The sequence below is a fragment of the Bifidobacterium sp. genome (assembly GCF_022640935.1).
Classification (GTDB): domain Bacteria; phylum Actinomycetota; class Actinomycetes; order Actinomycetales; family Bifidobacteriaceae; genus Bifidobacterium.
In genome coordinates this window covers 1-10,535 of record NZ_JALCCV010000049.1, presented here as the reverse complement: position 1 = coordinate 10,535, position 10,535 = coordinate 1, and the positions used below count along the sequence as shown (strand labels likewise).

Annotated in this window: 10 protein-coding genes; 7 read left to right on the top strand and 3 right to left on the bottom strand. The window is 61.4% G+C overall.

All coding sequences use genetic code 11. The features are described from left to right. Positions 1–66 precede the first annotated feature (66 nt). Entirely contained in the window at positions 67–336 is a 270-nt protein-coding gene (locus tag LKG04_RS08570; RefSeq protein WP_291761843.1) for an HPr family phosphocarrier protein, read from the bottom strand. Positions 337–488: 152 nt separating this feature from the next. On the opposite strand from LKG04_RS08570, the gene ptsP reads away from it, so the two are divergent. From ptsP to LKG04_RS08545, 5 genes are all read left to right on the top strand, one after another. Further along, positions 489–2,147, top strand: coding sequence for a phosphoenolpyruvate--protein phosphotransferase (gene ptsP / locus LKG04_RS08565; RefSeq protein WP_291761841.1), 1,659 nt, complete (start codon positions 489–491; stop codon positions 2,145–2,147). 379 nt (positions 2,148–2,526) lie between these two features. Next, positions 2,527–3,087 (top strand): YbhB/YbcL family Raf kinase inhibitor-like protein, encoded by a 561-nt coding sequence (locus LKG04_RS08560; protein ID WP_291761839.1) that lies wholly within the window; start codon positions 2,527–2,529, stop codon positions 3,085–3,087. Between the two features lie 157 nt (positions 3,088–3,244). Next, positions 3,245–4,897 (top strand): C69 family dipeptidase, encoded by a 1,653-nt coding sequence (locus tag LKG04_RS08555; RefSeq protein WP_291761838.1) that lies wholly within the window; start codon positions 3,245–3,247, stop codon positions 4,895–4,897. Between the two features lie 101 nt (positions 4,898–4,998). Beyond that, positions 4,999–5,523 (top strand): hypothetical protein, encoded by a 525-nt coding sequence (locus tag LKG04_RS08550; protein WP_291761836.1) that lies wholly within the window; start codon positions 4,999–5,001, stop codon positions 5,521–5,523. Between the two features lie 80 nt (positions 5,524–5,603). Continuing rightward, on the top strand, positions 5,604–7,121 hold the full coding sequence (locus LKG04_RS08545) for a formate--tetrahydrofolate ligase (protein ID WP_291761834.1): 1,518 nt from the start codon (positions 5,604–5,606) through the stop codon (positions 7,119–7,121). A gap of 1 nt (position 7,122) precedes the next feature. On the opposite strand, the gene LKG04_RS08540 is transcribed toward LKG04_RS08545, so the two are convergent. Beyond that, positions 7,123–7,470, bottom strand: coding sequence for a phenylpyruvate tautomerase MIF-related protein (locus LKG04_RS08540; RefSeq protein ID WP_291761832.1), 348 nt, complete (start codon positions 7,468–7,470; stop codon positions 7,123–7,125). A gap of 338 nt (positions 7,471–7,808) precedes the next feature. Between LKG04_RS08540 and LKG04_RS08535 the strand changes: the two genes are divergently transcribed. Further along, a complete protein-coding gene (locus tag LKG04_RS08535) occupies positions 7,809–8,339 on the top strand; it encodes a GtrA family protein (protein ID WP_291761873.1) in 531 nt (176 codons plus the stop codon). A gap of 38 nt (positions 8,340–8,377) precedes the next feature. On the opposite strand, the gene LKG04_RS08530 is transcribed toward LKG04_RS08535, so the two are convergent. After that, positions 8,378–9,799 carry an MFS transporter gene (locus tag LKG04_RS08530; RefSeq protein WP_291761830.1) on the bottom strand — a complete coding sequence of 474 codons (1,422 nt, stop codon included), beginning with the start codon at positions 9,797–9,799 and terminating at the stop codon, positions 8,378–8,380. Between the two features lie 176 nt (positions 9,800–9,975). Here LKG04_RS08530 and LKG04_RS08525 point away from each other — a divergent pair. Next, positions 9,976–10,535, top strand: a 560-nt coding sequence (locus LKG04_RS08525) for a histidine phosphatase family protein (protein WP_291763808.1), incomplete at its 3' end; no start/stop codon positions are given.

Below are 10,535 nucleotides of genomic sequence, written 5' to 3'. Positions count from 1 at the left end.
CGACTCGACGTCGAACTGACGTCGAGTCGCCCGGCAGGCAGGATACAAGAGTGGGAACAGAGTCGGCTACTCGGCCTTGCTGATCGTATCGGCAAGGCTGTCGGCGACCTTGTCGGCGTCATCGCCATCCACCGTGATGGTCACTTCGTCACCCTGCTTGATGCCCAGTCCCATGACCGAAAGAATGCTGCTGGCATTCACGCCCGCGGTCTTCGGGTCCTTGGACAGGGTCACCGTGCAGCCGCTGACCGCGGCAGCCTGCGCGAACTGGGAAGCCGGACGGGCGTGGATTCCGACGGGATCAGTGATGGTGATAGTGCGGGTTGCAGTCGACATGCGACGCTCCTTTGGATTGATGGGCCATGCATACAGCACAGGATTTTATCGTCACTCAGCTTAGCATGAATGCAGATAATGTGTGCCTGCTGCCAGCTAGGGATGATCCCAGGGTGTATATATACTGGGATGGTTTTGGAGGAAGGACTCTTATGGATATTACGGGTGTTGGCATTGGCCGCGGCACAGCAATAGGTCCGGTTGTTCGGATGGCTTCGGCACTGCAGGAGCCGAAGGACGTCGCGCGTGACGAGAAGCTTGATGCGCATGCGGAAATCGAGCGCGTCAAGAACTCGCTTGATGCGGTCAAGGCGGATTTGAATGCGCGGGCGAAGGCTGCCATGCAAGGAGACAAGGGCGCCCAGCAGGCTGCCCCGATCCTCGAAGCGCTTGCGCAGATGGCGGGAGATCCGGCGCTGCAGGACTCCATCAGCACCCTCATCAAGCAGGGCAAGACCGCGGATCGCGCGGTTTTCGAAGGTTTCGCGGGCTTCGAGCAGACCTTGACTTCGCTTGGCGGCTACATGGCCGAGCGAGCAGGCGACCTGCATGATGTCGGCCAGCGCGTCATCGCCGATCTGCTCGGCGTCCCCGCTCCGGGCTTGCCGCAAAGCGACCATCCCTTCGTGCTGGTCGCCGAGGACCTTTCTCCCGCCGATACCGCCGCGCTGAATCTCGACAACACGCTGGCCATTGTCACCACCCAGGGCGGGCCCACGAGCCACACCGCGATTCTGGCGCGTGCCCGCGGCATCGTCGCCGTCGTCTCTGCAGCCAAGGCCGACGAGCTGACCGATGGCACGACTGTGATCGTGAGCGCTGCGAAGAGCCTGATCATTGCCGATCCGAGCGACGAAGAACTCGAAGAGGCCAAAGCTTCCCAGGCTTCAGCTGCTCACGCCAAGGATCTGCGCGGCAAGCCGGGCGCGCTCAAGGACGGGACGCCGATCCCGCTGCTGGCGAATGTCGGCAAGCCGGAAGACGCCGACCCTGCGCTCGAATATGGCGCCGAAGGCGTAGGCCTGTTCCGGTCCGAGTTTCTGTTCATCGGCAACTCCGAACCCCCGACTGTCGAGGAACAGGCCAAGGCTTATGCTGCTTTGCTCAGCCGCTTCCCAGGCAAGAAGGTCGTCATCCGCATGCTCGACGCCGGCGCTGACAAGCCGCTGCCGTTCCTGACTCCCGAAGACGAGCCGAACCCGGCGCTCGGCCTGCGCGGTCTGCGCACGCTCAAGGCGCATAAGAAGGTGCTTGAAGATCAGCTGGAGGCGCTTGTCGAGGCCGATCGCGCCACCGATGCCCATCTGTGGGTCATGGCTCCGATGATTGCCGATCAGTATGAAAGCGAATATTTCGTCAAGCTTGGCAAATCCAAGGGCCTGAAGTTCGTCGGCACGATGGCCGAAGTTCCTTCGATCGCCTTGATGGCGAATGAGGTCGCCCAAGTGGCTGACTTCGTCTCGATCGGCACGAATGATCTCACACAGTACACGCTGGCCGCCGACCGAACGCTCGGCTCGGTGTCGAACTACCAGACCGCCTGGCATCCGGCCGTGCTGCGCAACATCAAGCTCATCGCCGATGCCGGCAAGGCCCATAACATGCCGGTGGGCGTGTGCGGCGAGGCTGCGGCCGACCCCGAGCTGGCCGTTGTGCTCGCTGGCATCGGCGTGACCTCGCTATCCATGACGCCTGTGGCGCTTGATGACGTGCGTGCCGAGCTGGCCAAGTACACGCTTCAAGAGGCGCAGGAGAAGGCCAAGCGCGCACTTGCCGGCGAGTTCTACCATTCGGCCATGCTGGACGAGTAGTCGCTAAGGCCGCTGATTTGGCTTCCGAGCCGGCTGCCTAACTTCTGTTCGGCAGCCGGACGCCGGATTGCCTATAGGGCTGGCCGCGTGTGATTCATGAATCCACACGCGGCCAGCCCTTTTGTGCGTGTCTGAGGCGAGGCCGCAATCAGATGCTGGATTTCGGAACTGACGCGGGAGCTGCGATGTATGGGCGGCCTGAAACATTGAAACTCCCATGATAATGCGGGGTTGATGACGTTTGGGGTTACGGGCCGGTCAGGCGGGGGATGTCGGTCAGAGGGCGTCAGCTCAGGAACGGTGCGGCGGCGTTGTACGCGATGCAACGCAACCCGTTATTCTCTTGGGGCAAGTCAGCGTGATGGGGGATACTGGATTCATGAGAGTTACAGCTGATTTCACTGCCATCCCCGATGAGTTCGCTGCCGCCGCGCCGCCGGAGAACCTCATTGGCGTGACCCCCGTCGTCTCCTTCCCGTTCTATGTCGACAGCATTGATCGGTCCGCACGGTATCTGCACTGGCAGCTCACCGATCCCGATTCGATTCCTGTATGCGGCTTCGAGTGGATCCATTGGGCGGTGGCCAATGTGCCCATTGACGCGCTCATGTTCGATTTCAATGATTCGCGTGCCGTGCAGATCCCACCGGATTTCTCGCGCACGCTGCCGGCGATGATCCCCGAAGCCGTCCAGGGCCGTACTTCGGCGGCGAGCAGATTCGTCGGCGGTACCGACCCGTCCGTCATCATTCGCTACAACGGTCCGACGCCGCCCGATAAGCCGCATGACTATCAGCTTCAGGTCTGGGCCACCGTCTCACCGCTGCCGGGTCTGCGCCAAGGCTTCTGGCTCAACGAGCTGCTGCATGCGCTGCACCGCTGCGAGGGAACGGTCGATCACGGCGGCATCGTCGTGTCGTATGGCCCGAAAGCCGACTGAACGCTAGACTGGCATAAGCCCGAACGGCAGCGGCAACGCTACAAATACCAAGGCGCATTACGGCACTGCATGGTGCTCATTACGCAGTGTCATTGCACAGTGTCACTGCACAGTGTTTTCGCTATAATGCGAAGCAGCAGCAGAAGGAAGGAATCATATGGCCTGCACCACGATTCTGGTCGGCAAAGGCGTGAGCTATGACGGCTCGACCATCATCGCCCGCAACGAGGATTCAGCGAACGGCGAGTTCAACCCCAAGCGTTTCATCGTCGTAAAGCCGAGCGAACAGCCTCGGCATTACCGCAGCGTCATCAGCCATGTCGAGCTTGACTTGCCGGATGATCCGCTGCAATATAGCGCGGTGCCGAACGCCGATGCCAAGGACGGCATCTGGGGCGAGGCCGGTGTCAACGAGGCGAATGTCGCTATGAGCGCCACTGAGACGCTGACCACCAACGAGCGCGTGCTCGGCGCCGATCCGATGGTCGAGCTGGCGACGGCGAAGGGCATGGCGGGTGAACCGGGCTACAGGCCGGAAGCCCCCGGCGGCATCGGCGAAGAAGATTTCCTCACCATCGTGCTGCCGTATGTCACCACCGCCCGCGAAGGCGTGGCCCGCTTGGGCGCACTGCTGGAGCAGTACGGCACCTACGAGATGAACGGGGTCGCGTTCAGCGATGCCAGCGAGATCTGGTGGCTGGAAACGGTCGGCGGCCATCATTGGATCGCCAAGCGCGTGCCGGACGAAGCCTATGTCACGATGCCGAATCAGCTGGGCATCGACGAATTCGATCTTGACGATGCCCTTGGCGATCAGGAAGACCACATGTGCTCCGCCGATCTCGCCGAGTTCATCGAGGCGAATCACTTGGATCTGTCAGTCGAATCGACCACGCCGTTCAACCCGCGCGACGCCTTCGGCTCGCATTCGGACTCCGATCATGTGTACAACACGCCGCGCGCGTGGTTCATGCAGCGCTTCCTGAACCCCTACGACGAGGTATGGGACGGGCCGGACGCCGACCACAGCCCGGAGAGCGACGACATTCCGTGGGCGCGCCAGCCGGATCGCAAGATCACCATCAAAGACGTCAAATACGTGCTCAGCTCGCACTATCAAGGCACGCCATACGACCCCTACGGCAAGCTCGGCGACGAACATACGCGGCACATGTACCGCACGATCGGCATCAACCGGCAAAGCCAGCTCGCGGTCATCCAGATCCGGCCCTACCGGCCGCAAGCCAACCGCGCGATCCAGTGGATGGCCTACGGTTCGAATCCGTTCAATGCGCTGGTGCCGTTCTACGCGAACGTCGACACGACGCCGGATTATCTGGCAGACACCACGACGCGCGTGACCACGGAGAACTTCTACTGGGAGAACCGCGTCATCGCGGCGCTGTGCAACTCGGCCTTCGCCGAGACCTCGAACGCGATCGAGCGGTACCAGGAGGAAATCGGCGGCATGGGCCATTGCATGGTGGCCGCCACCGACGACCAAGTGGCCAGACTGGGAGGTGCAGATGCCGGGGCAATTGAATCGACGAGCATTGATGAGTCCACGAACGGGGGTGAGCTCGAAATCGGCGAGGGTGACGGCACCATCGATAATGACGGCGACATCGAACCCATGGATCCGGCCGACGTCGCCGATGCCACATGCAACAGCGAGGTGCGCGGGATCCTGGCAGCAGCTAACCAGGCAATGGCGGACCAGCTCAAGGCGCAGACCGACAAGCTGCTTGGCGCCGTACTGTACACCACCAGCATGAAGATGAGCAACGGCTTCAACCGTTCCGATAACTGAAAACCTGCGATCCGCACCGAAAGAACCATGCGGCATGAGCTTCGGCCCATATTGGTGTAGCAACGCCATCCGCAACAGTGCCAACTCCGAAGGAGACAATCATGAACGATTTTTCGCATGCGCCGGGCGCAAATCCCGTCGGCCAGCGACCTGCTGGTCAACAGCCCGGTTCTCCGGCCGGCAATGGGCCGCAGCTCGGCCCGCAGTTTGCACCGCAACCCGGCCAACAGCCCAATGCTGCGTATGCCCCAGGCGGCCCAAGGCTATCCGGCCCGATGGGGGGCGCCCCGGCGCCATACACACCCGCGCCTCAGCTCGCGCCTTATGCGCCAAAACCTGCGAAAAAAGGGCCAAACGGCTTCGCTATTGCCGGGCTCGTGGTCTCTCTGCTTGCCACATTCGTTGTGCTGGAGCGATTCAATCAGTTCGTCAGCCCCTTCGGCGTGATCGGACTAATTCTCTCCATCCTCGGTTATATGGTTAATGCGGATGACGAAGGTGAAGGCCGCTCCCGCACGGCTCGTATCTTCGCGATCATCGGTGGCGTGCTTTCGATTATCACTATTGTCGTCACGCTGCTGGTCGGCCTTATCGACCCTAATTTCTCATCGAGTTATTGGTTCTGATGATTCCGCGGACCCACCGCAAATATCTGTGCAGGCCGCAATGTGTGACCATGCTATCCATGACATGAAAGACAAGGAATATGCCACTGATTGATCAGTTCACCACCCAGTACGGCCTCGTGCGCAAAATCGACGCCTTCGGCTATCTCGAACAGTTGAAGAACGACCCCAGCCTCGAACGCAAACACGGCAAGGTCGTGCTGGTAACGGCCGACACGCCGCTGAAAGCCTCGCGCGGCGAAGGCAAGACCACCACGACCATCGCGCTGATCGATGCGTTGCGTGCCAAGGGCATAGACGCGGCAGCCGTGCTGCGCCAGCCGAGCATGGGCATCACTGCGGCTGGGTCCAAAGGCGGTGCCTCGGGCGGCGGCAAGGCATCACTCACTCATCCCGAACTCGTGGATTGGGGGATGTGCGGCGAAATGACCGCGATCGCTGCCGCACAGAACCTGCTGGTCTCGTTCGCCGAAAAGGCAGTGGACGAGGGACTGCTCGACACGATTCTCACCCCGCGCGTCAGCGAGGTCCCTTCGCGCTCCCTGCGCCAGATCGCCGTCGATCGGGGCAAGGGCGATGTACCCGAACGTGTGGTGCTGACGCCGACCAGCGAGCTGATGCAGATCGTGGTGCTCTCGCGCTCGATGGATGAGCTGGGTCAGCGGGTCGCTGCGATGATCGCCGGGACCAAGGATGGCAAACCAGTCAAATTCGGTTCATTCATCGACCTGTGGCGCATCACCAATATCCTTATCGACGCGGTCAAGCCCGCGCTCACCGAAACCCAGGCCGGCTCGCCGGTCTATGTGCATTGCGGGCCGTTTGCGAACGTATCGATCGGCATCCCTTCGCTCATATCGGTGGAAACGGCATGCGCGCTGCATGATGTAGTGGTGGTCGAGGCTGGATACGGAGCCGATGCCGGTGCACAGAAATGGCTCGACATCGCCTGCCGCGACTATGGCGCCCAGTGGCCGTCGGCTGCGGTGATCGTGACGCGCGCGACCACATGGCGTGACGATCCGGCGATTTCGTGGCGCTACCCATTCCATGTGCAGCGTCTCGAAGGTCTTGATATCCCTACGTTCCCGCTCATCAATCTGTGGGAGGGCGAGGACGGCGAAATCGCATCGCTGCGTGAGCGGGCGAAGACCTTGGAATTCCGTGACCCGATCATCGGCAACCTGTTCCGGGACGGCGGCGATGCGCTGGGCGATCAGCTCAGCGGTTTTATCGCGGCCTTGGACGGCGGTTCTGCGCCGGCCCAGCCGCATAGCCACCGCGGCATGCCATTGACCGAGAACGCCAAGTGGGTCGCGGAGCACGCTTACGGCGTGCCGTCTGGGCGCGTGCTGCTCAAAGACGGGTTCAGCGCCTCGCTGGCGCAGGCCCGGCAGTTGTGCGCCGATGCCGGCCTGAACATCGACGACCTGTCCTTCGTCGCCGTCAAGTCGCCGGCCGTCATGACCGACAACGATTCCGCACCGGAGGCCGAGCGCACCGTGACCCTGAAAAAGGTTGAGGTGCATGCCGGAGCAGGCCTCGTCCAGGTCAATCTGACTACCTCGCTGACCACCCCCATGCCCAAGATCGTGTGAGCTAGAAATTGCCGCCGTTCCAGCCCCAGTCGGTGGTGGCGGTGTAACGGATGTACGTGCGGTCTTCGGGGATGCCAAGCTCGCTGTTCAGCGCCGTCATGATGCTGGCGGTGAGTTTCTCCCAAGCTGAGCCCGGGACGCCGCGGCCGAAGACGTTCACCTCGACGTAGGCGGCGGGTTTGCTGTCGTCGCCTGCGAAGTAGATAGGCATATCGTCTTCGAAGGGGCACATCAGCCAGCCTTCGGACTTGCCGGGGACCGCAGTGATCGCCTTGCCGTAGGCGGCTTTGAGCGCCTCGCGCTGCTCGGGTGTGGTTGAGACAGAGACGTGAGTGTGAATGACGGGCATGATTCCTCCTTGATATATACGGATTATTATGCGGATTCCAGCTATAGGATTTCATCCGTTGCTCATTCAGTGTAACGGCAGCAGGGTAATCGCGTCTTCAATGTCAGTGGCACTGTGTCAGTGGCACTGTGTGAATGGTACGGCGTGAGCGGCGCTCTGTAATTGGCGCAGCGCCAATCGCTCGGGTATGGCTGTATGGTTTGTGCCGGGCTGGCGGCTTCGGCACAAGCGGATTGGCTGCCTCGGTGCAGATTGGGTGGTTTCTCTTAGGTCTCCGGACGGCTTATCAGCCAAGTCGTGTTAAATGGTCAACTGTGAAAAAACTGATCGAGCAGCTCATGAAGTTCGGCATCGTAGGTGCCATCGCCTTTGTCATCGACTGGGGACTGATGAATATCCTGCTGACCTTCCACATGCATAATGTGCTGGCCACGTCGATATCCTTCTTTGTTTCGCTGATCTTCAACTATCTGGCGAGCATGAAATACGTGTTCAGACATCGTGACGACATGGCCCGGTGGATGGAGATCGCGATCTTTTTCTGTTCTGCCTTCGTCGGCTGGATTATGAATGAGGTCATCGTATGGATCAGCACGTCGTGGATGCCGCACGATTCGATGTATTCCATGCATGCGCAGTATGTGTTGTGGACGAATATCGGCAAGCTGATCGCCACCATCGTCGTCATGATCTGGAATTTTGTGATTCGAAAGTGGCTGCTGGATGACACGCACACCAACGCGATGAACCGGCTCAAAGCCGAGTCGGATCGACTGACCGCGGAGCAGCTGGAAGCCAAGTGGGAGCGCAGCTTTTCGCACAGACTCGGCCTGTGGTCGCTCTCCCACACGCCGAAGGGCTGGAGCTGAAGCAAGGCAAACGTATGGGAGGTGCGCGGGGGTTGCGTCTAGACGCTAATCGCCGTCAGCGTCGGCGTCTGCGTGCTCGTCCGGATCTGCTTGAAACCGATGAAAGCGATCGCGAGCGAAATCAGCGCCAGCAAGGTGACGACGAGGAAGCCTCCTTGCGAGCCGGTGCGGTCGATGGCGAGGCCGGCGATCGCCGAGCCCACCGAGCCGCCGATCGAGTTCATCGCGCCGATCCACGCCACCCCTTCGGTGAAGCGCGTCGGCGGCACGAGATGCAGCAGCAGCTGGTTGCCGTTGATCCAGGTGGGCGCCTGGCATACGCCGATGATCAGATAGATGATCATGATGGCCCACAGATGCCGAGTGAACAGGAACGTTCCAATGCCGATATTGACCACGGCCAGGCAGAAGTAGAAGCGCTTCCACAGCGGGATGGTCCAGTTCTTCGCGCCATAGACCAGCGCGCCGCACAGCGAGCTGAAGGAGAAGCAGGCGAACACGAGACCGGTGTACTGCTTCATGTTCTGTTCGGTGGCGAAGGCGATGATCGAGATGCTCGCCGCCGATTGGAAAGCGCCGAGCCCGAACCAGGTCACGCACACGGCGATGAGTCCAGGTCCCCAGATCGAGGGCTGTTTGGCGTTGCCCGCCTTGCCGATGGCGGCTGATTTCCCTGTTTTGCCCGGCTTGGCTGCTTGCGCAGTTCCGCCATGCGTCCCTTTGTCGTATGTGCCGCTGCGCGCACGCAGCTCCTCAGCCTTGGCCGCTTCGCGCTCGCGGTACTCCTTGCGGCTCAGACCGGCCTGCCTGGCCAGCACAGTCTGCGAGGGCGGCTCGGTGCTCAGTTCGCTCAGGAATATCAGCGCGCCGACGATCACGCACACGCCGGTGACGCCGAAGGCGAGCGGGCCGGAGACGACGGCCAGTGCGGAGCTGAGCGGATTGCCGATGACCCACAGGCATTCGTCGAACACGCCGGAAAGCGAGAGCGCACGATCGGTGCGCAGCCGGTCGCCTTTGAGCAGATGCGTCCAGCGGCTGCGGCTCATCGCGCCCCACGGCGGTATCGCCGCCATGAACGGGGCCGTGCAGAACAGGATCCACTGAGGCGCCTGCGCGGTGATGCACAGGATCATGGCGGTCGCGGCGATCACCCAGACGATGATGGTGGGGATCGCGACCTGCCGTTGGCCGAATTTGTCGACGAGCTTGCCCAGCAGTGGGCTCAGCACCGCCATTGCGATCGCCTGTGTCGCGGAAAGCGCCCCGGCCAGCGCGTAATTATGGTAGTAATGCTGCACCGCGATGGTGAGGGTCATGCCGACCATCGGGAAAGGCATGCAGGCGAGCACGGCGCTGGTCGCGAAGCGCGCGGTATGCGGCATGCGCAGCAGCTCGGCGTAGCCGCCGAACAGGCGGTGGCTGACTTCTGCGAAGCCTGATAACACCCGATAGCCCATGTCCGTTCCTTTATGTGTGTGCCGGTATACAGATTGTGGATGCACCGGGATCACGCCATCGCATACCCGATACGATTGTGCAAGTGTACTGAGGGCAGGGTACTGGGGCGGGCCACGACACGCGGTAGATTAGTGACGAGAACATGAGGGAAATATCGCCAAGGAAAGGGCTGTTCATGCCGGCAACCACCATTCATTTCGTCCGCCATGGCAAGGTCGAGAACCCTGAGCACTTGCTGTATGAACGGCTGCCCGGATTCCATCTCTCCGAGTCGGGTATGCGCATGGCGCAGGCTACGGCGCGCTATATTGCGCAGGACCCGCAGCTGAGCGCTGCGGCGGCCGTGTATTCCTCGCCGTTGGAACGCACGCGGGAGACGGCCGGAGAGATTCTCAAGCAGCTCAACCAGCAGCGCGCCGGCCGCGGTGAAGAGCCGCTGGACGTCATCACGGATGGGCGGATCATTGAGGCGGGCAATAACTTTCGCGGCACCCGCATCGGGCATGGCAGAGGCAGCCTGTTGCGAGGCCACAATCTCAAGCTGGTGAGCAACCTGTGGAAGCCGAGCTGGGGGGAGACATACGCGCAGATCGCGGCGCGGGTGGGCGATTTCGCCAAGGAGAAGATACGGGAGTATCCCGGTCAGCAGATCATTGTCGTCAGCCATGAATCGCCGATCTGGTCGTACCGGCATCTGTTGGAAACTGGTCATGCCGAGCACAATATGCTGCTGCG